Raw genomic sequence first — 22,592 nt, 5'->3', positions numbered from 1 at the left:
GGGCCGAGAATAGGCTTCCGTTCCTATTCTCCGCCGCCAAGCGAATGGACATAAACCGCAAGTTCCTTAACCTTCGTCTCGCCGAGACGCCCGATCCAGGCCGGCATGACACCGTGCTTCGGCGCGCGGACTTGGACGGCGATGGCTGTCTCGCCGGGTGCGTAGAGCCAGATCGCATCGGTCAGATTGGGCGCGCCAAGCTCTTTGTTGCCTTTCGCATTATCGCCATGACAGGCGACGCAGTTTTCCGCGAATACCTTGGCGCCGGGCTCGACCAGGCTTGCATCCTGGACCTTGCCCGAGAGGCTGGCGACATAGGCGCCGACCTGTGCGATCTGTTCGGGCGTGATGATGTCACCGAAGGGGGGCATTTCCGACTGCCGAGTATCCGGGTCGGATGCGAAACGGATGCCGTGCGCGATCGTTTGCTGGATCTGCTCGGTCGTGCCGCCCCACAGCCAGTCATCGTCGTTCAGGTTTGGAAAGCCCTTCGACCCTTGGGCGCCCGAGCCGTGGCATTGCACGCAATTGACCTTGAAGGTAGCTCCGCCGGCCGCTACCGCGAATTCACGCAGCCCGTCGTCGGCTGCAATCTCGGATACGGTCTTCTGCTGGATGGCCGCGACATATTTGCCCTTGGCGGCTTCGGCAGCCGCCAGCTCAATCTTGACAGCGTTGCGGCTGGAATAGCCAAGCACACCCTTGGTCGCGGAAGACAGCATCGGCCAAGCCGGATACGCAATTGTATAAGCCACCGCCCAAGCGACGGTGATGTAGAAGGTTATCACCCACCATCGGGGCAATGGGTTGTTGAGTTCCCTTATCCCGTCCCATTCATGACCGGTCGTTGAGATGCCCGAGACTTCATCGATATGCTCGCTGCTCATGATCAGTCGTCCTTGAGTGGAATCTGGGCGGCTTGATCGGCCTGTGTTTTGCCGCCGGGACGCAAGGCAAAGGCAATGCAGCCGACGAAGAAGAGCGCCATGGCAAGCAGACCCCAGCTGTCCGCGAATTCCCGCATCAAATTATAGCTCATTGCGTCCCCCTCAGCGGTAGCCGGCTGCATCGTCATAGGTCTTGAAATCGACCAGTGTTCCCAGCATTTGCAGATAGGCGACGAGGGCATCCATCTCGGTCACCTGCTGCGGATTGCCGTCCAGATCACCGACCTTCGCTTTCGGATAGCGGGCCAAGAGGCCGGATGTGTCGGCGTTGGGATCGGCCTGCGCCATCAAATCGGCGTTGGCGTTCGCGATCATGTCGTCGGAGTAGGGGACGCCAACGCGCCTGTTCGCAACCAGATGCGTCGAGAAGTCCTTCACCTCGATCGGCGTGTCCTTGAGAAAGGCATAGCCCGGCATGATCGATTCCGGCACCACCGATCGCGGATCGGACAGATGCTGCACATGCCACGTGTTCGAGTAGCGGTCGCCGACCCGGGCCAGATCCGGCCCGGTTCGCTTTGATCCCCATTGGAATGGATGATCGTACATCGACTCGGCCGCCAGGCTGTAATGACCATAGCGCTCGACCTCGTCCCGGAAAGGCCTGATCATCTGGCTGTGGCAGAGGTAGCAGCCCTCGCGCACATAGATGTTGCGTCCGGCGAGTTCCAGTGGCGAGTAGGGCCGCATGCCTTCGACTTTCTCGATCGTGTTGTCGAGATAGAAGAGCGGCGCAATCTCGACGATGCCGCCGACGGTCACGACAAGAAGAGAGCCAACGAGAAGAAGCGTGGCGTTCTTCTCGATGATCGCGTGTTTGTCCATCAAGCCCATTGTCTGGCTCCCTATTCGGCAGGCCGGAGGGCGGGCTCGGAACCTGGCATTGGTTGCTCTTCGCGCTGGTGGCCAAGAATGGTCATGGTCACGTTCCAGGCCATGAGCAGGGCGCCGGTGAGGTACATCGCACCGCCGATGGCGCGCATGACGTAGAAGGGATGCATGGCGGCGACGGTTTCGGCGAAGGAGTAGACGAGGAAACCCTGCTCGTCGTATTCGCGCCACATCAAGCCCTGCATGATGCCGGAAACCCACATCACCGCGGCGTAGACGACGATTCCGAGCGTCGCCAGCCAGAAGTGCCAGGTGACGAGCCGCAGCGAATAGAGACGTTCACGGTTCCACAGTTTCGGCACCATGTAGTAGATTGCGCCGAACGAGATCATGCCAACCCAGCCGAGCGCGCCGGAATGGACATGGCCGATGGTCCAGTCCGTGTAGTGCGACAGCGAATTGACCGTCTTGATCGACATAATCGGGCCTTCGAAGGTCGACATGCCGTAGAAGGCGACTGCCATCACCATCATGCGGATGATCGGATCGGTGCGCAGCTTGTCCCAGGCGCCAGACAGCGTCATCAGGCCATTGATCATACCGCCCCATGACGGCATCCACAGCATGATCGAGAACGCCATGCCGAGCGTCTGCGCCCAGTCGGGTAAGGCGGTGTAATGCAGGTGGTGCGGGCCGGCCCAGATGTAGAGAAAGATGATCGCCCAGAAGTGGACGATCGACAGGCGGTAGGAATAGACCGGCCGGTTCGCCTGCTTGGGCACGAAGTAATACATCATGCCGAGGAACCCGGCGGTGAGGAAGAAACCGACGGCGTTGTGGCCATACCACCATTGCGTCAAGGCGTCCTGGACGCCGGAGAAGGCGGAGTAGCTCTTCGAGCCCAGGAACGACGCCGGCATCGACAGATTGTTGACCACATGCAGCATCGCGATTGTCACGATGAAGGACAGGTAGAACCAGTTGGCGACGTAGATATGCGGTTCCTTGCGCTTCAGGATCGTGCCGAGGAACAGGATGAGATAGGCGACCCAGACGATGGTCAGCCAGAGATCCACATACCATTCGGGTTCGGCGTATTCGCGGGCTTCGGTGATGCCGAGCAGGTAGCCGGTCGCGGCCATGACGATGAACAGCTGGTAACCCCAGAACACAAACCAGGCCAGTTTGCCGCCAAACAGCCGGGCGCGGCACGTGCGCTGCACGACATAGAAAGACGTGCAAAGCAAAGCGTTGCCGCCGAAAGCAAAGACGACGCCGGATGTGTGCAGCGGCCGCAGCCGGCCGAAATTGAACCAGGGTTGGATGTTGAGGTGAGGGTATGCCAGCTGCAGGGCAATGATCACACCGACGAGCATGCCGACGACGCCCCAGAATACCGTTGCAATGGCTCCGTAGCGGATCGGGCCATCCATGTAGGCGGAGGTGTCGACCGGAGCCGCCGGCTTGAAATCTGTGTTGCGCAGCAGGATCGCGGTAAAGCCAGCCACGGCGACGAACAAAACCCCCATATGCTGGCGAAAAGGTCCTTCTACGCCGAAGCCGGCAGCCACCAGGGCCGCAAAAGCAAACAGGCTTAGAACGACGATCTCCGTGCCGAATTTCATGACATGTCCCCGACCAGGATTCCAATGCGCGGACGCCAAATCCGCGGTGCATTAATTCCGTAGTTGCCGCCTGCTCGCCCTGATCCATGTCAGAGCCGCACGATTTTGCTTCGGGCAGCATCGAGTTCGGTGCAATCAGAAGGTGGCGATTTGAACAAGGAAACGCAGCACGGGCCAACCCGCTCATGGACAAGTGCGGCTTTCTCGCGCCAGGCCGGCGCAGAGGCGATTCCGGGCGAGGTCATGAAGCTTGCCCATCGGGAAAAGCTGGAGCTCTGCTTCTCGCTGGAAAGCATTGCCGATGCACTGCCGAACGTCGACCGCCTCAAATGTCTTGGAACGGCCAAGAAGATCGTTCCGCTGCTCCGTGACATTCATGGGTTTGAGGAGAGGGTGATTTTCCCTGCGTATGAGGCGCACTTGACCCCGGCCGAGGCCAAACTTGCCTCTACCAGCCGGTTGCGCATCGAGCACCTTGAGGATCAATGCTTCGCTGGCGAGGTGGCCGAAACGCTCCTAGCGATCGGTCATGGTGATCCGATAGAGAGCGCGGAAGCTGTCGGATTCATGCTACGCGGCTTCTTCGAAGGCTTGCGGCGACACATCGCTTTCGAACGCGAGCATGTCCTGCCGCGGATCGTAATAAGCGACGAAGGCCCCGACGCTTAGGTCTCATTCAAAGGCCGGTTGCCGCGCGCCTCGGCCGCCGCAGCGCTGCTCCAGCCGGCTCATGCTGTCGACCGTTACATGGCGTTTGTTCTCGATCCGGATCACGCCGTCAGCCCGCAATCGCGTAAGCTGGCGGCTCACGGTCTCGTTCGTCAGTCCAAGGAAATCAGAGATGTCGGCACGTGTCAGCGGCAGATCGAAGCATGCCGACCCAGCCGCCGGGTCGATACTGGAATCCATATTCTGGGCGATCATGAGGAGAAAGCTCGCCACCTTCTCCGGTGCGGTCTTGCGCCCGAGAGTCACCATCCATTCAAGTGCCTCGTCGAGTTCGTCCAGCGTCTGCTTGAGCAGGCGATGCTCGAGTCCCGGTGATTCCTTCATTATCCGTTCAACGGCCGCCTTCGGAAACGAGCACAGCGAGACGGAGGTTGCCGCTTCCACATTGATCGTGCTTTTCACCTTGAAGGGCCGTCCCAGAAAATCCGGTGCGAACCGAAGACCGACAATCTGCTGGCGGCCGTCCGAAAGGCACTTCGTCAGCTTCACAACGCCTGAAAGCAAGTTTGAATAGCTGTCGACGGCCTCGGCGTCGGTGATCAGTTCGACCCCCGGCTCGATCTTGTGCCGCGACGAAGTTTTGGCGAGCCCAACCAAATGGTTTGGATCGAGCGCACCGCAGACGCCGCGATGTCGTGCTGCGCAAGACAGGCAAAGAACGGGAATGCCGGAACTGTGAATGTCTTGCCGTACTGTCATTACGCTCGCGCTACCGATCCCAAGTTTCGACAGGATAGCAAGCGATGGCAGAGAAATCCTTGCGGCAGTTTGTCCGTGCTGGAGGCTGACCGAAATCAGGGCATTGGCTCTTCGACGCGTCCAGACTTCCGGCCAGGCAAAAACGGCGGACCACCAAATGAGACCGGAATTAGCTGCCAGGCTTGGCGAGAACGTCCCGCGTTATACCAGTTACCCGACCGCGCCGCATTTCCATCATGGCGTCGACGCTGATGTCTATCGAAGCTGGTTGAAGGCGCTCGAAAGCGGTGACGAGGTCTCGCTCTACCTGCACATCCCTTATTGCGACCGGCTGTGCTGGTTCTGTGCGTGCCATACAAAGCAGACCCGCCGCTACGAGCCGGTGGCTTCGTATCTCCGCTCGCTCCACGCGGAGATCGCGACTGTCGCCGGTCTTGTCGGGGGCAAGGCCCATGTCCGCGCCGTGCATTTCGGCGGCGGCTCGCCGACCATGCTGAAGCCCGAGGATATGATAGCCTTGGGAACTGTCCTGCGGGATAGCTTCGATTTTCTTGCCGATGCGAAGATCAGCGTCGAAATCGAACCCAACGACATGGACGAAGCCCGCCTTGATACACTTGCCGAGATCGGCATGGCGCGGGCGAGCCTCGGCGTTCAGGATTTCGATCCGAAGGTGCAGAAGGCGATCAACCGCGAGCAGAGCTTTTTGCAGACCAAGGCGGTTGTCGACGGCATTCGCTCTCGCGTCGTGGGGTCCGTGAACCTCGATTTGCTTTACGGCCTGCCGCATCAGACCAGGGAGAGCGTCTGTTCCACCGTGGCGCAGGCGCTGACTCTGGAGCCGGACCGGATGGCGCTGTTCGGCTACGCGCATGTGCCCTGGTTCAAGAAGCATCAGACTATGATCGACGAGGCATGGTTGCCGGGTCCGGCCGAACGGTTCGCTCAGTGGCAAATTGCCGCCCGTCTGATGATGGGCGCCGGATACGAGGCAATTGGAATAGACCATTTCGCCAAGCCGGATGATGCGCTTGCAGTCTCGGCTCGCGCGGGAACAATCCGCCGCAATTTCCAGGGCTACACCGAGGATCGCTGCGAAACACTGATCGGGCTCGGGCCGTCATCGATCAGCCGGTTTCGACAGGGCTATTCGCAGAACATGCCGTCGACAGCCGAATATGGACGCATGGTCGAGGGGGGACATCTGGCCGCGGTCCGCGGCATCGCGTTTTCCGAAGATGACCGTGTTCGCGGCTGGATCATCGAGCGCTTGATGTGCGATTTCGGTTTTTCAGCAGTCGATCTGGTGGAACGCTTCGGGGAAGCCGGACAAAAGCTTCTTTTCCAAGCAAGCTCCATCGCCATTGGCGACCCTGCTCGACCGCTTGAACTCCAAGGTGACAGTTACGTCGTATCGGCGGAATGTCGTCCCTTTGTAAGGAGCATTGCAGCGAAGTTCGACAAATATTTCGAAAGTGGAACGGCCAGGCACTCAGTGGCAGTCTGAGTGCCACAGACGAACGTCAGCGTCTTCAGTCAATCGCGAACCTCCTCAAAACCGCCGAAACCAGCAGCTAACAATTCGATAGTGCATATGGCGCCACTTTACGATGCTGTGACGACGCGGGTATTTCCCAAAGGGGGTCGCATGGCAGAGGGCTGGGACCCGCCTTAACCCTGCAGGCAGGGCTCCACTTCGTATCCGCCCAAGCAGGTTGGATTGTTCGGCCCAGTCTTTCACTGAATGTCAGCGACGCACCCATTGCGGCTTCCGCTACTCAGCGCTGCGGCTCTTGAATGCCCTTTTGAGATGAGCTCATTCTGAGTAACAACCGCACGGCGTTCCCACGTGTCTGAAACCATGCATCAGTGCGGCTAGCACGCCCTGCGCCTGTTCGCGGTTTCCGGGCCGCCCAGGCACTTACGTGACCTCGAGCTGCTCGAAGTTCGCGCATAGGCCTTACATGACGGATTGGTAGGCCGCGACCGCCGGGAAATTAGGCACCCGGGCGGCTGCGCCAATTGACCAACTTTATGCTTCGATTACTCGGAATCTGAACCTGACACGCGTCGCGATTTCTCTGACATGCCGGCGGCAGGCAAGCTTTCCTTTCTGGCCTTGGCAAACGCTCTGTCACCTTCCAAAAACCCTGCCAGCATGAAAGGTATGAGTTCCGCTACCGTTTCAGACTCGCCATAGGTCTGGCGGTAAAGCGCCGCATAGTCCTTGAGTGCTTGGTTCAGGTCCGCGCTAACGGTGATGGTCATCTTCGAAGGTGTCCGGTCTGGAAGCTTTCCAAGTTTCAGATCTGCCATGATTACTCCTGTTCAAGTCGGATATGGGCGCAGCACAAGATCCTTGTGTACAATCACGCGTAGGGGCCAACCGGGGCGGACGATAATGGTGGGTTGAATATTCAGGTTCTTTTCGGTGATGCGCTGGCCGGCTTGACTGATGTTTTGCTGAGTGGATTCCCGGATTGCCTTAACTAGGTCGCTTTCGTTTTCCCCAAAGCTCAACTCGGTACCAACGCCCAGTAGCGTCGCTAGAGCAACTCCCTTGATCAGCTGCCAGGTGTGAAAATCGACCTTGTCTTCAAGCCCAGCATAGCCGGCAGTATCCGTCGCTGGCAGATTGTCGATTTCGATCGAGGAACCGTCGGGCAGGATTATTCGCTGCCAGACCAGCAATGCGCGCCTCTGCCCAAAAGCCACGACGCTGTCATAAGTGCCGATGAGGCGTGAGCCTTGCGGAATGAGCACAATGCTGCCGGTGACTGTGTCGAGCACATTCTCGGTGACCTGCGCGACGACAAGGCCAGGCAAGTCGGAATTTATGCCGGTGACGAGACTGGCCGCGATCACGCTGCCGGCCATCAGTTGGTAGGGCGAGGCCGGGGTCTGCAGCGCATGCGGATTGTAGATCCCGCTTGTGTTTCGCTGACTGATAAAATCGAGCTTGCGCTGTTGGTTGTTCTGGTCACCCTCGGCTGGGGCAACGGAAGCTGACGCGCGCGTCGCTCCGGATTGCGGAAGCGCCTCAGACGGCTGCTGCGCACTCGGCCCGCCGCCGGCGACATCTGTCTGTCTGGGTCGATTGTCGATCCGGAACAAGACTTGCGACTCGCGCGCCTCAATTGCTTGCTGGGCAAGGCGCTGCTCCTCGGCGGAGATATCCTGCCCTGGCGCGATGCCGAGCTGACGTTGGCGTTCAAGGATGGGGCGACCGAGGTCGCCGGGCAGTGGCGGTCCGAGCACAGGGGCCTTCGGCATGATCCCGGTATAGTCCTTGGGAAGCACTTCTAGTCCCTCGGCGGGTGGCTTGCGCTCGGTGTTATAGCGGTCCTCTGCCTGGTGCTTGATACGCCATGCCGGTCCTTGAAGCGCCATCATCGTGACGCCCAGAATGGCACCGGATCCGACTGCAGCGATGGCGACGATCACACCGCGCCTGAATCGGACAGCGCGGCGGGGCGAGGCTCGCAATTGCAGCTGCTCGGGATCGAGTTTCGGCGGCGCATCGGATCGGGAAGTATCGGTCATGAGCGCTCCCCTCACCTGCTGGGCCGCGCAAAGAGCGGAATCCGCCGCGGCGGTTGCCGGCCGTCAGTCCTGGTGATGCGCACCACTTGCTGCTGTTTGGCGCCGAGGCGCAGTTCGGCGGCAGCAAAGAGGCGATCGACGATGTAATAGTTGCCGCGCATACGGAAGTTGACGAGCTGGTCATTGCCATCGGCGCCGACGATGAAGAGAGGAGGCGCTTCACCCTGATCAATGCGACGGGGGAATTCGATATAGACCTTGCTGCCATCGTCGAAAGCGCGCGTCGGCCTCCAGGGTGGTGTGTCGCCGGTGATTGAATACCGAAAGCGGATATTCTCGAGCGCCACATTCGAAGCTACCGGCATGGCACCCTCGGCTTGAGCGTTGCGCTGGCGTAGCGCGATGATCTGGTCCTCGCTATAGGTCCAAGAGATCGCCGCCATCGAGGTTTTCTCGGTGCTTTGAAGCTGCAAATGGTAGGTGCGTCGTTCCGTGGTGATCACCAGATTGGTGGTAAGCCCCGGCGCGAAGGGTTTTACCAGCACATGGGTGCGCTGATTGTCACCGGTGCCGCTGACGGTATCGCCGATCACCCAACGCACCGTGTCGCCGGCCGACACGGCTGTTAGCTTCTCGCCCGGCTGGAGTGCGATATCGGTGACGCGCTCCGGTGCGGCGTAGAGCTGATAGAGCGCGCCATCGGCGAATGGATAAACCTGAACCGCATTCATGTACCCATACCTGGTAGGTTGCTGCGTCGCTGCTTTATTGGCATCGGAGACCCGTTCTTCAGGAGAGCGCTTGTCTTCGGCCACCCTGCCCGGATTGGGCTGTAACTGACCGGGTAGCGGCAGCGGCTTTGGCACCTCGACTATCTTGACCGGCTTCTCCGGCGGCTTCTCGATTGCGGCTGGTTTGAAATCGGCAGCATCATAGGAAATCTCAGGCGGCGGTACCGGCTTCGACGCGCAGGCGGAGAGGACTGCTGTAGAGGCCGACAGGATCAGCACGGCACGGACCGACGACATTCTATTCTTCATTGGTGGACTCCTTTTGGGGAAACGGACGTCGGCGCAGCACTGTCGAGCTCGCGCGACCAGTCGATCGCATTGATGAAGACGCCGAGCGGGTTGTTGCGCAGTTGGTCAGTATTGCTTGGCGGGCGGATCACGATGGTGAGGATCGCGGTCCAGCGCGTCGTGCTGGCAAGGCTGCCGCGCTCAAAAACCTGCTCGGCCCATTTGACCTGGAACGAGCTGTCGGAAGCCCTGACCACGCTGGTCACTTGCACCGACACGCTGCGTGTGCCGATCTGGCCGAAAGGATCGTTCGCCTTGGCGTACTCGTTGAGAAAGAGCGCCGCGCGGTCGGTGGCGAAGTCATAGGCCGAAAGCCAGTTCTGCCGCACCAGCACCGGATCGGTGGAAACGGAACGGACATTCTGAATGAAGCGGCCGAGATGCCACGCGATCTGGGCATCGGAGGGCTCGTAGTCCCGGATTGCCGGCGCAACGGCGCGTGCCTCGCCGAAGCCGTCGACCTCGACGACGTAAGGCACGACGCGGCTCTGCATCGACTGCCACACGAGTCCGCCGGAAAGTCCGGCCGCCAAGGTCAGACAGCCAAGAGCCATGAACCGCCAGTTGCGGGCCTGCACTCGAGATGAGCCTATGCGCTCGTCCCAGAGCTGCGCGGCCTTCTGATACGGCGTGACCGGCTCGGGCGTCTTGCCGTAACGTTGAATGGGTCGCTTGAATAGCATTTAGTCGTCCTTGTCGTTGAGAGAGGGATTGGCGCTGCCTCCCGGCCTGTCGCCTTCACGGACGGCCTGCATGGCGGTGTGACGGTGGGCACGGGCTGTCTGTTCGGAACGCAGGCGCCTGGCCCAGCCGGGCGCGGCATCAGCGACCGGACCAGTAGGGCTTCCGGTCATGGATGCGGTCGGCGCACCACCGGTCGCGGTCCAGGCAGCTTCGCGCCCGGCATCAACGCTGCGCCCCAAGCCTCCTGCGGCAGATCGTGCCGCCCGCATTGCGGCGCCGCCGGCGACGCTGGTCACACCATGCATTCCAGCAGCTACACCGGACAGGCCGGACTGGGGCGATGTTGCGCGCCCGATCTGCCAGGCCGTAGAAGCCGCTGACCCCATGGTCGTGCCGGCACGGAGTGCGGTGAGACCGCTGCCGGTTGCCGTGCGCGCGCCGGCAAATGCTGCGCCTGCGGCAACGAGCGATGCACCGGCTGCGGCTGCCGTGGTTCCAAGTGCGGCGCCCGCGCCAAGCTGCGGCGCGCCCGAGACAAGACCGGAGGCTATCCCAGGTCCGAAAATGCCGAGACCAAGGAGCGCCAAGGCGCCCAGGACCTGTGACATGGCGGCGGCCAGATCCGGCTCCTTGCCTTGCAGCGCGGAAGCGAACTCGCCAAAGAGCGTGGAGCCGATGCCGATGATGACGGCCAACACCATCACCTTGATGCCCGACGAGATGACATTGCCGAGCACGCGCTCGGCGAGAAACGCTGACCGGTTCCAAAGCGCGAAGGGCACAAGAATGAATCCGGCCAGAGTGGTGAGTTTGAATTCGAGGATGGTGATGAAGAGTTGGATGGAGAGGATGAAGAAGGCGATGATGACCAGGAACCAGGCCACGAGCAGCACGAAGATGGTGAGCGCGTTGCCGAAGATTTCTGGGAAGCCGAGAAGCTGGCTTGCCTGATCGAGAAGCGGCCAGGCGCCCTCGAAACCGGTTGCGGCAATGCGGCCCGGATGCAGGAGATTGTCGGCGGAGAGATTGCCTGAGGACGCATTGATGCCGAGGCCAGCGAAGGACCGATAGATGATGTCGGCGAGGTTCTTGAAATTGTTCAGGATGAAGGCAAAGACGCCGACATAGAGCACTTTGCGGATGAGCCGGCCGAATATGTTGGGTTCGCCGCCGAATGCCCAGGCGAGGCCGGCAAGTGTGACGTCGATGCCGATCAGGGTCGTGGTAAGGAAGGCGACATCGCCCGAGAGCAGGCCGAACCCGCTATCGATGTAGCGGATGAAGGTCTCCATGAAGCGATCAATGACCCCAAGGTCGTTCATGCCGCCCTCCTCGTCGTCAAGAGATTGGTGATCAGTTGCTGGGATAGGCCGTGCCTGTGCCGAGGAAGCGCTTTGTCGTCTCGCGCGCGGCCTCCTCGGACTGCGCCTTGCGCGCCGCATCCTCGGCCTCAGCGCGGAACTGCGTTGCGAGCAGCGTCTGGATCTGCATCTGCTGCTTGGTCGAAAGCGCAAGGAGCTGGTTAGTGGCCTGACTTGCCTGAAGCGCACCGGCCGCGCCTTGGCTGCGGTTGACGAGATCGGCAAGCAGGTCGCCATCACCGCGAACATTCTCGACGATCTGCGACTGAACACCCATGGTCTGACGGAATGCCTGCATTGCGCTTTGCCAGCGGTCACGTGCGGCGCTCGCTACATCGCTGACCTTGATCGTGGCGTCGTAGCTTTCCGGATATTGATTACGCCACTGGTCCTGAAGCTTGTTGAGATCAAAGCTCAGGCCACTTGCCTGGTCCATCAGACCGTCGATCCGTTGGAGCGAGCCGGTAAGCTGACCCACGGAAGAAAAATCCAGACTCTGAAGATTGCGTGCCATGTTCTGCAGCACGGTCGCCTGGTTCTGGAGCGACTGGATCTGGTTGTTGATCTGCTCCAGCGAGCGCGCCGCCGTGAGCACGTTCTGTGCGTAGTTCGACGGATCGAACACGATGAGCGCGTAGGCCGGCTGCACGTAGTCGGCCATCGGCTTGGCGATCAACGAAAGGGTGATCAGGCCCGAGAGAAAGCGGCGCCGCATCATGACGATTGCTCCTTGGTTGGTTGAGGGAATTGCTGGAGAAGCTCGGCCCCCCAATCGAGGCCGCGGGCGCCGAGGAAGCGAAAGACAAAGCTGTCCTGCCCGTGCTCGGACAGGACCCTGTCGATCAGGCTTTGCGCGGCTGGACCCGAGGCGCCGCAAAGTGCAAGCGCGATGGGGCCGAGCCCGAGCTCGAAGAGACGGTTGCCGCAGCGCGACTGCAAATAGTAGTGCCGCTTCGGCGTGGCCCGGGCGATCAGTTCAATCTGCCGGTTGTTGAGACCGAAGCGCTCATAGGCAGTCCGTGCCTGCGGTTCCACGGCACGATCATTGGGGAGAAAAATGCGCTGTGGGCAGCTCTCGATGATCGCCGGCGCTATTGCAGAGCCGGCGATGTCGGCAAGCGACTGCGTGGCGAAGATCACCGATACGTTCTTCTTTCGCAGCACCTTCAGCCATTCGCGGATGCGGGCAGCAAAAAGCGGATTGTCGAGATAGACCCAGGCCTCATCGAGCATGAGCAGCGTCGGTCGCCCGTCGAACCGCTCCTCAAGGCGATGGAAGAGATAGGTGAGCACAGGCAGCACAGCGCTTTGGCTATGCATCAGCTCCTCGGTCTCGAAGCACTGCACATCCGACAAGGCCAGCCGATCGTCATCGGCATCGAGCAATCGGCCGAAGGGACCGTCGAGCGTGTAGGGCATTAAGGCGGACTTCAGTGCATTGGACTGAAGCAGGACCGACAGACCGGTCAGCGTGCGCTCCTGCGCCGGCGCGGTGGCGAGGCTGTTGAGCGCCGACCAGATCGCCTCCTTCACCTCCGGCGTGAGGGTGACGTGCTCATGGGCAATCAGGCCGGCGATCCATTCAGCTGCCCAGCTGCGCCTACCCTGATCACCGATATTGCGCAGTGGCTGGAAGGCAAGCGCACCGTCCGAACCCAAGACATGATGCTCTCCACCCATGGCGAGCGTTGCCGCGCGCGCCGAATTGCCTTTGTCGAAGACATAGACCTGCGCGCCGGCATAGCGACGAAACTGCAGGGCGATCAGGGCAAGCAGCACCGATTTTCCGGCGCCGGTCGGTCCAACGATCAGCATGTGGCCGACATCTTCGACATGAGAAGAAAGCCGGAACGGAGTCGACCCGCTGGTTTCGGCGATGAGGAGCGGCGGGGCCTCACGTCCAGTGACTTCAGCCAGATGCTCGTTCGCCGCAGGACCGGCCCACACCGAGGAAAGCGGCATGAGATGGGCAAGGTTCAGCGTGTGAACGAGCGGCTGACGAACGTTGGCATAGACATGACCCGGCAGCGAGCCGAGCCAGGCTTCGACCGCATTGACGCTTTCGCGGATGGTGGTGAACCCGAGCCCATTGATGATGCGCTCGACCGCGCGAAGTTTCTCAGCGGCGGCTTGGCGATCCTCGTCCCATACCGTCACCGTTGCAGTGAGATACCCGAAGCCGACATGATCGCCGCCCAACGCCTGGAGTGCTTCATCGGCGTCGAGCGCCTTATTGTCGGCGTCGCTGTCGACGAGCGGAACGGGTTCGTTGCTTACAACCTCGCGCAGGATTGCGACGATCGATTTGCGCTTGGCAAACCACTGCCGGCGCAAGCGGGTCAGCGTCTTGGTGGCCTCGGTCTTGTCGAGCGGAATGAAGCGCGTCATCCAGCGATAGGCGAAATCCTGATGATTGAGGGCATCGAGGATTCCGGGCCGGGTGAGGTTCGGAAAGCCGAGGATGGTAAGTGTGCGAAGATGTTGCTCACCCAGCATCGGCTCCAAGCCGCCGGTAAGCGGCACATCGACCAGGATGCCGTCCAGATACATCGGCGTTTCCGGCACGGCGACCGGATGGCGGCGGGTCGAGATCGTGTCGTGCAGGTATGTCAGCGTCTCGGCGTCATCGAGCAGACGCACTTCGGGCATGAAGCCCGACAGAAGATCCAGCACACGGTCGGTCTCGTCACGGAACCGCGCCATCTCCTGGCGCCAGTCTCGTTCGCCTTCTGAATGATGCGAGTCGACGAGCGCGCTTTCCGCCCGCGCCTGGGCGTCCGGTGGCGGCATGGACAGCAAGGTGAGGTGATAGCGGCTCTCGAAATGCGCGACCTTGCCTTCGAAGGCAGCGCGCCGTTCTTCATCAACCAGCCATGACGCCGCGTCCGGGAAACGCGAGGAAGGATAGCCCAGCGCTTCGATGCGCTCGGCCTCGAAAAACAATGTCCAGCCGGAGCCAAGGCGTCTAAGCGCATTGTTGGCCCGGGCGCAGATGCCGATGAGTTCGGCTTCGGTCGAGCTTTCCAGATCGGGCCCGCGAAACCGAAGAGTCCGCTGAACGCTGCCGTCCTTGTTGAGCACGATGCCGGGCGCCACCAGTGCCGCCCAGGGCAGATGGTCGGCAAGCCGGTCGGCCTTGCCGCGATATTCCGAAAGGTTCAGCATGCGAGCCATCCCCTCAGGCGAAGGTGACGGACAAGCACGCTGGCAAAGTCGGGATCGCGCCTTGCGGCAAAGACCGCGAGCGTGTGGCCGCCAAGCCAGAGCACTAGCCCGGCAATCCATTGCTGCAAGCCTAGTCCGATGGCCGCAGCCACAGTGCCGTTGAGGATCGCCACCGCCCGCGGCGCGCCGCCCAGCAGGATCGGTTCAGTCAATGCCCGGTGAACGGGAACCTCGAAGCCCTCGATATGTTGCACTCCGGCGGCCATCAGACGAGCGCCCCGCCGCCGAAAGAGAAGAACGAGAGGAAGAAGCTCGATGCGGCGAAGGCGATCGACAGGCCGAAGACGATCTGAATCAGCCGGCGGAAACCGCCTGCAGTATCGCCGAAGGCAAGGGTCAGGCCGGTGGTGATGATGATGATCACCGCGACGATTTTGGCGACCGGTCCCTGCACCGATTCCAGGATCTGCTGCAGCGGCTGTTCCCAAGGCATGCCGGAGCCGGCAGCGTGCGCCGGAACTGTGAGAAGAAACGCGAGCGCGGCAAACGATAGAAAGCGGAGCTTCTTGCGCATAAGGGGGCCTTTCAGAGTTGCTGGAGTTGCGGAGGCGTGAGTGGGGTGACGGCGTAGTCGCCGCTGCCGTCGAGACCTGTGACCTCAGCGATTGCATCGATGCGGCGCGACGAGCCGCGCCCCGCGATGAAGACGATGAGATCGATGGCATTGGCGATGAGGCGGCGCGGCACGGTGACGACAGCTTCCTGTGCAAGCTGCTCGATGCGATAGAGGGCAGAGCGCGCCGAATTGGCATGAACCGTGGCGATGCCGCCGGGGTGCCCGGTGTTCCATGCCTTGAGCATGTCCAGCGCTTCCGCGCCCCTGACTTCACCGACGATGATGCGGTCGGGGCGGAGCCGGAGCGTCGAGCGCACGAGATCGGCGAGTGTGACCGAGCCCCGCCTGGTTCTCAGGGCAACGCAGTCCTTTGCTGCGCATTGCAGTTCGCGGGTGTCCTCGATGAGGATCACTCGCTCGTCGCATTCGGCGACTTCGGCCAGCAGCGCATTGGCAAGCGTCGTCTTACCCGACGACGTGCCTCCGGCGACAAGTATGTTGCGCCGTTCTCGGACTGCCTTTATCAACGCATCGGCCTGCAGCGGCAACATGATGCGATCCGCAACATAGTTGGCCAGCGTGTAGAGCTTTGCGGCTGGTTTGCGGATGGCAAAGCAAGGCGCCAGCACGACAGGCGGCAGCAGTCCCTCGAAGCGTTCGCCCGATGGCAATTCGGCGCTGACAATCGGATTGTCCGCATGCGCCTCGGCACGCACGTGGGAAGCGACCAGGCGGATGATGCGTTCCGCCTCGGAAGGATGCATATGCACGGCCGTATCGATTCGGCCTTCTCCCAGCCGGTCGAGCCGCAGCGCACCATCGGGATTGACCATCACCTCGATGACCAATGGATCGGCCAGCGCCTCAGTGATCGTCGGACCCATGGCGGTGCGCAGCATGGCACGGCGTCGGTGGTCGGCCTCTGGATGAGCGCTCATCCTTCCCCTCCTCCGCCATTGTCTTTGCCAAGCGAGCGTTTCCCCGATGCGATCTGGCGACCGACCTGCTCGACGAATTTGTCGAAACGCTCCTGGGCAATCGCCTGCGTCGCCTTGTCCGGAACAGGCGTGTGGGCATGAAGCGTGATCGAAAAGCGGATGAAGAGCGCCAAGCTTTCCAATGTCATGTCGACATCGCGCCTGACGTGACTGAGGTCGCGGGAAAGACGGTCCAGCCTCATGCCATAGCGCCGATCGAGTTCATTCTCGCCACGCCGCTCGATGAAAGCTTCTACGGCCTTCGCGACGACCGCGGATTTTGTGGTCGAGGGATCGCGGCTGAGGTTGTCCAGCTTCTCGCTCAATTCCGGTTCGAGCAGAAACTGGTGACGAATGCGGTGGGGCTTCATGCGCTTGTTCCAACTGGCCGGCGCTGGCGGGCCGGCGGCGGAACAAGCATTATCGAGATGCCCAAAATTGCTTACGGCCGTTATCTACGCTGAGATACGCCCGAGCTGTGGAAAGCGTTCAGAAGCCGGGGACGATATCCTTATCATCGCCCCTTCCCTCGTTGATGCCATAGGCACCTGCGACGGTGGAGATCCGGTCCATGACGCGCTTGTCCGCCATCGCCTCGCTATCATCGTCTGCGGGTCTGGACAGATCGTCCTGGTCCGGTTCCTGGGTGACGGCGGTATGTTCTTCGGGTAGGCCAGGATGGCGCTGCTGCTGAACACCTCCCTCGTCCGCAAGCGCGGCGCCAGCGCTTTCATCGTCGGACGCAAGACGACGGTCGACGCCGCGTACTTGCCCAGTCCAATCGTCCGGCCGCCACATCGGGCAGTCCGCGTAGGGTCCGTCGCGCAACACCGGCGAAGGCAGCACCCGCTCGGTGAAATTGTGATCCTCATAGTATCGCAGCTTTTTGGCCCGGATGGGGGGCAATCCCGAAACCAGCACCAGTTCGTCCGCGGGCGGCAATTGCATCACCTCGCCCGGTGTCAGCAGCGGGCGGGCGGTTTCCTGGCGGCTCACCATGACATGCGAGAGCCAAGGTGCCAGCCGGTGGCCCGCATAGTTGCGCATGGATCTGAGTTCCGTGGCCGTGCCAAGCGCGTCCGAGATTCGCTTGGCCGTGCGCTCATCATTGGAGGAAAAGGCAATTCGCAAATGGCAGTTGTCCAGAATGGCGTTGTTGTCGCCATACGCTTTGGAGATCTGGTTCAACGATTGCGCGATCAAGTAGGCACGAATTCCGTAACCGGCCATAAACGCGAGCGCGGTCTCAAAGAAGTCGAGGCGACCGAGCGCCGGAAACTCATCCAGCATCATCAGCAGTTGATGCTTGCGGCTCTTCTTTGGGTCACCCTCGAGGCGCTCCGTCAGCCGCCTGCCGATCTGGTTCAGGATCAGTCGCACCAAGGGCTTGGTGCGCGAGATGTCCGATGGCGGCACGACCAGATAGAGCGACATCGGCCACTCCGCATCCATCAGATCGGCAATGCGCCAATCGCAGTCCGATGTTACCGCCGCCACGGTCGGATCACGGTAGAGGCCGAGAAAAGACATGGCGGTCGAGAGGACGCCTGAACGTTCGTTCTCCGATTTGTTCAACACCTCTCGTGCCGCCGAGGCCACGACGGGATGGACCTGAGGCTTATTGGCCGAGCCGAGATGGTTGGTCGTCATCATTCGCCGCAAAGTCGCGGCAAACGAGCGTTGCGGGTCCGACAGAAAGGTGGCGACGCGGGCAAGAGTCTTTTCCTCTTCGGCGTAGAGCACGTGCAAGATAGCGCCGACGAGGAGTGAATGACTGGTCTTCTCCCAATGATTCCGCCGCTCCAGCGCGCCTTCCGGATCGACTAGAATGTCGGCGATGTTTTGGACATCGCGAATCTCGTCCGAACCTTTGCGTACCTCCAGCAGCGGGTTGTAGCGGGCCGATCGCGGATCAGTCGGATTGAACAAAAGGCAATGCGAGAACCTCGACCGCCAGCCGGAGCTCAGCTGCCAGTTCTCGCCTTTGATGTCGTGAATGACGGCCGAGCCGGACCAGGAGAGAAGGGTTGGGACAACCAGTCCGACGCCCTTGCCGGAACGTGTCGGCGCAAAGGCCATGACGTGCTCAGGCCCGTCATGACGCAGATACCGGTCCTTCAGTTTGCCGAGGAAGACGCCTGCCGGCTGAAACAGCCCTGCTTTCTCGATCTCCCGCGTCGCCGCCCATCGAGAGGAGCCATAGGTGGTGACCAAGCCGCGCTGGCGCGCGCGCCAGAGGGAACCAGCGATCGCAGCGGCACAGCCCATGAATCCACTGGTGCCCGCAAGCATGCCCGCCTTGTCGAATACCTCGGGCGCATAGGCATCGAATTGGAACCACCATTCCAACAGTTTCCACGGCTCGTAGATCGGCCAGCCAGCCGCGACAAACCATGGCGCGCCGAGTTGTTCCTGAAAGGCTAGCATATGAGCGCACCATTGCGTGGCAGCCCACACGCCGAGGAGAACGATGGCGAACACAATGGCGATCTGCCCAATCAGAAGCTTCGTGGGCGTCACTGGCTTGCTCCGCTGTTCTGAAGATGGATCGAGCATCGCCCGGGACGGCCGGAACAGGAATGCGCCCTATGTACGACTTGGTGCGATGAGAGGCTGTTTGGCGCGCCGTTGCTCTCCTTCGAGGTGTATCAATATTCGCGCATTCCCGAGGACTGCTAAGTCGGAGGGGACTCATATCGGTCGTGCCTATCGTGAGCACGTGGTCGGCGAGCTGGCGGTGGCGTGCGGGCAAGCCGCTGAGGAAATTCTGAACATCGAGTCCGGTCCGAGGTACAACAAGCCTATCGAGATCGGATCGCGAGGTAGCCCTGCCCGCCATGGGAATTCCTCAGGCGAGTACCGACATATTGGGCGCTGCCTTATAAGTGGAAGGCGCCTTCCCGTTGCCTCTATCGTTACCTTCCGGCCTTCGCGCTGGGTTTCCCAGCTGGACTGCGTTTCAGTCTCAATTCGCTGTGCTTCTTGTGAGCCAGACACCATTTCTCGGACGGTGAATTGACGACATTCATTGTCCGACAAGCCCTCGCCGGCGATCTGTTGGGCAGAGGCGGCTATCACTCCGGCCGTGGCACATCCGCGCGCTGCAGAACCTCGATGAGCCGCCGGCTCAAACGCCCAGGCGGATGCAAAGATCCACAGATGCGTTCCGCCAGCGCTAGTTGCCAAGCATATGACCGGCATTTCGCAACGCGCCTAGGAAGAGGCCGGCATCGTGAGTGACATCGATTTTGGCCTGCATTGACATCGGCATGCTGGTCCAATTCTCCAACGGTGCAATGAAGCGGGAGAAGGTACCGTTGACGACGCAGTAGCGGCTAATAAGGCCTTGTCTGTCCAACGCCAGCACACCAATCTGGCCGCCTCGATATCGGATGGCTGCGAGCCGTTGGATCTCGGCGTCATCATCGATCCGCACGTCGAAAAGCAGGTTTCCGCGGCTCCTCGCGGCTATTTCCGCCGCTTTGTCATTGAAGCTCAAGCAGAGTGAGCGGACGCTTTCCACTGCCATCTGGAAAACCAACAAATCCAGTTCATTCACGGCCATGTGGGCAGTTGAGCCAATAAATGGATGATTGCAATGTCGCACACGGCTTGTTCACAGGTGTCGGCGACTGATCGTTCGTGGCTTTCTGTCCGCTGCCGGCGATGGAATATTTGAAGGACGGCGGGTCCCGTATTTCCTGTCGCGTTGGCAACCGCGGCGGCCACCTGCCGGGCGGCAGCGGCAGAGACAATGTCATAGACAGGTGGAAGCGTGGGCTTTCTGCCCTTCAATAGTTCCCTGACCATACAGATTTGCACGCGCGGCCGCAGCTTGCCGCCCGCCTCAACGGATTCGGCTTCTCCGGCAGCACGTTCCATTGCTGCGGTCGCCTTGTTGAGCGTCACCAGAACGCCAAGCTTCGTGGCTGGCAAGATCGCCAACTCGCTCAAGCTCACGACCTCTATTCGATGGACGGGCACGGCCGTGCATCGCCGCGGCAGGGGACAACATCGTCGTGACCGACCCTCAAGCCCTATATCGTGTCGGCGGGATCGTTCACCAGGAACGGCGAGATCGCCGTGGAGGGCAAGCCCTTCCACATCGTGGCCGTCGGCGGGAGCGGCAAGATCCACGATCAAGCAGCTGAGAAAGATCACGCATATAGCCACGATCCCGCGGTCCAGCCGATCTACATTTGAGGACGACCAGATCAAGCAGCGCGCCCTGTCGAATTTGGGTCCGGGATTGGCAGTTGGTCTATCCCTTCCTGACGATGGAACGCTCGATCCAGTCATGGCTTATAAGGCGGAGAGCGGCGACCAGAGCGCAGATGAGTACGCGCCTACTACGAGATCGGCTATCGCACCAATTCGAGCGGATCACGATCGATGCGACACCGTGGCTTTCTTCGAGGGCGGGAAGCCGCTTGAGGCCTGCTACGCCGGCGACGGCTGTGAAATCCTGACCTCGACGAAAGGAAACCGCATGGGCGTCAAATTTCGCTTCGGTGTCGCCTTGGCCCCCTCACACTTGTTTGGCTGACTCAGCGGGCAACCCGGTCGAGAAAAGCGTCGAATGCGGCAGCGACAACGCGCATCGCAAAGCGATGCTGCCGCCGTACGCGGACAAAACCCTTTTCGATGTCCACAATCCCGTCCTTGGCAAGCATCGCCAAGCGTTCAGCTGAATCGAGAAAATGGATCGGATCAGATCCGTGGGCGGCACAGATTGCCGGCACATCGGCCTCGAGATCGCACATTAATCGCTCGATGATTGCGGCTCGCGCGCGGTCTTCGTCGGTGAGACGGTAGCCCTTTGACGTCGCCAGACGGCCAGCTGCGATGTGCCGGCAGTAGGAATCCCGTGTAACCTCGTTCTGGACGTAGCCCTCTCCGACACGCCCGATAGCCGACGCGCCGAAACCGATCAGGGTTTTGCAGGTGTCGGCCGAGTAGCCTAGCGAGTTGCGCCGCAGGCGACCGGTTTTCTGTGCCAGCGCGAGATCGTCGTCCGGCAAGGCGAAATGGTCGAGCCCGATCTCTCGGTAGCCGGCGGCAATCAGCGTCACGGCAATGGCCGCATCCTGTTCGGCGCGGGCAGCGCTGCCCGGAAGCGATGCCTCCTCGATGAGGCGCTGATTCTTAATAAAGGACGGAATGTGCGAGTAGCCGAACACCGCAAGCCGGTTGGGGCGCATGGCGACCGCCGCCCTCGTGGTCTCGACGCAAGACTGCACCGTTTGATGCGGGAGACCAAAGATGAGGTCGAAGTTGATGCTTGTCACTCCATGCCGACGCAGCATTTCGACGGCAGCCGCCGTCTGCGCCTCACTCTGGACCCGGTTGATCGCTTTTTGAACAATGGGATCGAAGCTCTGCACGCCGAGGCTCGCGCGGTTCACGCCGGCTGCTTGCAAGGCTTCGGCCATATCGGCCGTGAACGTGCGTGGATCGATCTCGACGGCGATCGTAGCTGTTTCCGCAAGCGCAAAGTGGCGGCGCAGGAATTCCGTCAGGGCGAGGAACTCAACTGGCCCCATGAGAGTTGGCGTTCCGCCGCCGAAATGCACATCACTCACGGGCAGCGCCTGCGGCGCGTGCTCCGAGACCAAACGTATCTCGTCACGCAGCGCCGCCAGATAGTTAACGATCGGCGCATCATGGCGGGTGATGGTGGTGGGGAAGCCGCAATACCAGCACTTTGATCGGCAGAACGGAACGTGCAAGTAGAGTGACGCCGGATCGTTAGCCGGTAGGTTCCTGAGCCATTCCTCATAAGCGTCGGCCCCGACCGCCCCAGAGAACTCCGCGACAGTCGGATAGATGGTGTACCAAGGCAGGGGGGCTTCGCGATGTTTTGTGGTCTGCAACAGTTACCGTCCCATGTTGTTGCCTTCCATCCTTACCACTGCGCTCTCCTGTGTCTTTGCGCTATATCAGTCCGGTCCGCTTTGGGCCCGATTATTTCGCAGCGATAGCCCCATTCAGCCTTGGCTGGACAGCGATGGTATGAGCACGCGCTGGTCAGCGACAAGCGCCATGGGTTTCCCGTCGAGACTTTCCCGCACACCGTTTGGTGTTACTATCCTATCCTATCCTATCCTATCCTATCCTATCCCCTCCCTTCAGCGTCCGAAGGAACGCAGCATGCCGCATCCGACCAGTCGATTCGGCGTTGGGACCAGACTTTTGCTCGCCGGCTGGTGCGTAAGACGGCGTCACGTAGCGATACCTGGCATCTCGATGAGTTCGTCGTATTAATTGCCGGCACGAGGCTTTGGCCGTGGCGCACCGTCTGTCACAGCGGGAATTGTGCTCGAGGAGACCGTCCAG

The 22,592-nt window shown here is 60.9% G+C and carries 23 protein-coding genes; 3 read left to right on the top strand and 20 right to left on the bottom strand.

Annotated features, from left to right (window positions below):
- Positions 1-23: 23 nt before the first annotated feature.
- From ccoP to ccoN, 4 genes are read right to left on the bottom strand one after another with little or no spacing between them, the layout of a single operon-like run.
- The gene (gene ccoP / locus AC1DZU_RS26480) at positions 24-887 is read right to left on the bottom strand and encodes a cytochrome-c oxidase, cbb3-type subunit III (RefSeq protein WP_477289622.1); all 864 of its coding nucleotides are present in this window, start codon (positions 885-887) and stop codon (positions 24-26) included.
- A 2-nt stretch (positions 888-889) separates the two neighbouring features.
- On the bottom strand, positions 890-1,039 hold the full coding sequence (locus AC1DZU_RS26475; protein WP_027033462.1) for a CcoQ/FixQ family Cbb3-type cytochrome c oxidase assembly chaperone: 150 nt from the start codon (positions 1,037-1,039) through the stop codon (positions 890-892).
- A 10-nt stretch (positions 1,040-1,049) separates the two neighbouring features.
- A complete protein-coding gene (gene ccoO / locus AC1DZU_RS26470; protein ID WP_477289621.1) occupies positions 1,050-1,781 on the bottom strand; it encodes a cytochrome-c oxidase, cbb3-type subunit II in 732 nt (243 codons plus the stop codon).
- Between the two features lie 11 nt (positions 1,782-1,792).
- Positions 1,793-3,403, bottom strand: coding sequence for a cytochrome-c oxidase, cbb3-type subunit I (gene ccoN, locus AC1DZU_RS26465; RefSeq protein WP_477289620.1), 1,611 nt, complete (start codon positions 3,401-3,403; stop codon positions 1,793-1,795).
- A gap of 129 nt (positions 3,404-3,532) precedes the next feature.
- Between ccoN and AC1DZU_RS26460 the strand changes: the two genes are divergently transcribed.
- Positions 3,533-4,072, top strand: a complete 540-nt coding sequence (locus AC1DZU_RS26460; protein WP_477289737.1) for a hemerythrin domain-containing protein — start codon at positions 3,533-3,535, stop codon at positions 4,070-4,072.
- Between the two features lie 3 nt (positions 4,073-4,075).
- Here AC1DZU_RS26460 and AC1DZU_RS26455 read toward each other — a convergent pair whose 3' ends face one another.
- The gene (locus tag AC1DZU_RS26455) at positions 4,076-4,831 is read right to left on the bottom strand and encodes a Crp/Fnr family transcriptional regulator (RefSeq protein WP_477289619.1); all 756 of its coding nucleotides are present in this window, start codon (positions 4,829-4,831) and stop codon (positions 4,076-4,078) included.
- Positions 4,832-4,988: 157 nt separating this feature from the next.
- Between AC1DZU_RS26455 and hemN (AC1DZU_RS26450) the strand changes: the two genes are divergently transcribed.
- Positions 4,989-6,338 carry an oxygen-independent coproporphyrinogen III oxidase gene (gene hemN, locus AC1DZU_RS26450; protein ID WP_477289618.1) on the top strand — a complete coding sequence of 450 codons (1,350 nt, stop codon included), beginning with the start codon at positions 4,989-4,991 and terminating at the stop codon, positions 6,336-6,338.
- 536 nt (positions 6,339-6,874) lie between these two features.
- Here the strand turns inward: hemN (AC1DZU_RS26450) and AC1DZU_RS26445 are convergent.
- The 14 genes from AC1DZU_RS26445 to AC1DZU_RS26380 form a co-directional block, all read right to left on the bottom strand.
- Positions 6,875-7,147: a DUF2274 domain-containing protein gene (locus tag AC1DZU_RS26445; RefSeq protein ID WP_027033457.1), complete on the bottom strand. Its 273-nt coding sequence runs from the start codon at positions 7,145-7,147 to the stop codon at positions 6,875-6,877.
- Between the two features lie 12 nt (positions 7,148-7,159).
- The gene (locus tag AC1DZU_RS26440; RefSeq protein WP_477289617.1) at positions 7,160-8,374 is read right to left on the bottom strand and encodes a TraB/TrbI/VirB10 family type IV secretion system protein; all 1,215 of its coding nucleotides are present in this window, start codon (positions 8,372-8,374) and stop codon (positions 7,160-7,162) included.
- A gap of 11 nt (positions 8,375-8,385) precedes the next feature.
- Positions 8,386-9,414 (bottom strand): P-type conjugative transfer protein TrbG, encoded by a 1,029-nt coding sequence (trbG, locus tag AC1DZU_RS26435; protein WP_477289616.1) that lies wholly within the window; start codon positions 9,412-9,414, stop codon positions 8,386-8,388.
- The gene (gene trbF, locus AC1DZU_RS26430) at positions 9,411-10,136 is read right to left on the bottom strand and encodes a conjugal transfer protein TrbF (protein ID WP_010914023.1); all 726 of its coding nucleotides are present in this window, start codon (positions 10,134-10,136) and stop codon (positions 9,411-9,413) included. Before trbF ends, trbG begins: the two co-directional genes overlap by 4 nt.
- The gene (trbL, locus tag AC1DZU_RS26425) at positions 10,137-11,459 is read right to left on the bottom strand and encodes a P-type conjugative transfer protein TrbL (protein WP_477289615.1); all 1,323 of its coding nucleotides are present in this window, start codon (positions 11,457-11,459) and stop codon (positions 10,137-10,139) included. It abuts the gene before it with no gap.
- A 31-nt stretch (positions 11,460-11,490) separates the two neighbouring features.
- On the bottom strand, positions 11,491-12,216 hold the full coding sequence (gene trbJ, locus AC1DZU_RS26420) for a P-type conjugative transfer protein TrbJ (RefSeq protein WP_477289614.1): 726 nt from the start codon (positions 12,214-12,216) through the stop codon (positions 11,491-11,493).
- Positions 12,213-14,663 carry a conjugal transfer protein TrbE gene (gene trbE, locus AC1DZU_RS26415; protein ID WP_477289613.1) on the bottom strand — a complete coding sequence of 817 codons (2,451 nt, stop codon included), beginning with the start codon at positions 14,661-14,663 and terminating at the stop codon, positions 12,213-12,215. The genes trbJ and trbE overlap by 4 nt, the downstream gene beginning before the upstream one ends.
- The gene (locus AC1DZU_RS26410; RefSeq protein ID WP_006329217.1) at positions 14,657-14,929 is read right to left on the bottom strand and encodes a VirB3 family type IV secretion system protein; all 273 of its coding nucleotides are present in this window, start codon (positions 14,927-14,929) and stop codon (positions 14,657-14,659) included. Before AC1DZU_RS26410 ends, trbE begins: the two co-directional genes overlap by 7 nt.
- Positions 14,929-15,237 (bottom strand): TrbC/VirB2 family type IV secretion system protein, encoded by a 309-nt coding sequence (locus AC1DZU_RS26405; RefSeq protein WP_010914020.1) that lies wholly within the window; start codon positions 15,235-15,237, stop codon positions 14,929-14,931. The genes AC1DZU_RS26410 and AC1DZU_RS26405 overlap by 1 nt, the downstream gene beginning before the upstream one ends.
- A gap of 11 nt (positions 15,238-15,248) precedes the next feature.
- On the bottom strand, positions 15,249-16,217 hold the full coding sequence (trbB, locus tag AC1DZU_RS26400; protein ID WP_477289612.1) for a P-type conjugative transfer ATPase TrbB: 969 nt from the start codon (positions 16,215-16,217) through the stop codon (positions 15,249-15,251).
- Positions 16,214-16,627, bottom strand: coding sequence for a CopG family transcriptional regulator (locus tag AC1DZU_RS26395; protein WP_027033450.1), 414 nt, complete (start codon positions 16,625-16,627; stop codon positions 16,214-16,216). Before AC1DZU_RS26395 ends, trbB begins: the two co-directional genes overlap by 4 nt.
- 118 nt (positions 16,628-16,745) lie before the next feature.
- Positions 16,746-18,776, bottom strand: a complete 2,031-nt coding sequence (locus AC1DZU_RS26390) for a conjugal transfer protein TraG (protein WP_477289611.1) — start codon at positions 18,774-18,776, stop codon at positions 16,746-16,748.
- A gap of 655 nt (positions 18,777-19,431) precedes the next feature.
- A complete protein-coding gene (locus AC1DZU_RS26385) occupies positions 19,432-19,821 on the bottom strand; it encodes a hypothetical protein (protein ID WP_477289610.1) in 390 nt (129 codons plus the stop codon).
- The gene (locus AC1DZU_RS26380) at positions 19,812-20,210 is read right to left on the bottom strand and encodes a hypothetical protein (RefSeq protein WP_477289740.1); all 399 of its coding nucleotides are present in this window, start codon (positions 20,208-20,210) and stop codon (positions 19,812-19,814) included. The genes AC1DZU_RS26385 and AC1DZU_RS26380 overlap by 10 nt, the downstream gene beginning before the upstream one ends.
- Between AC1DZU_RS26380 and AC1DZU_RS26375 the strand changes: the two genes are divergently transcribed.
- Positions 20,182-20,802 carry a ZinT/AdcA family metal-binding protein gene (locus tag AC1DZU_RS26375; RefSeq protein ID WP_477289609.1) on the top strand — a complete coding sequence of 207 codons (621 nt, stop codon included), beginning with the start codon at positions 20,182-20,184 and terminating at the stop codon, positions 20,800-20,802. The genes AC1DZU_RS26380 and AC1DZU_RS26375 overlap by 29 nt on opposite strands.
- Position 20,803: 1 nt before the next feature.
- On the opposite strand, the gene hemN (AC1DZU_RS26370) is transcribed toward AC1DZU_RS26375, so the two are convergent.
- Entirely contained in the window at positions 20,804-22,129 is a 1,326-nt protein-coding gene (gene hemN / locus AC1DZU_RS26370) for an oxygen-independent coproporphyrinogen III oxidase (protein WP_477289608.1), read from the bottom strand.
- Positions 22,130-22,592: the final 463 nt, after the last annotated feature.

It is taken from the genome of Mesorhizobium sp. P2_A12 (assembly GCF_056405075.1).
This window is presented reverse-complemented; position numbering and strand designations above follow the sequence as displayed.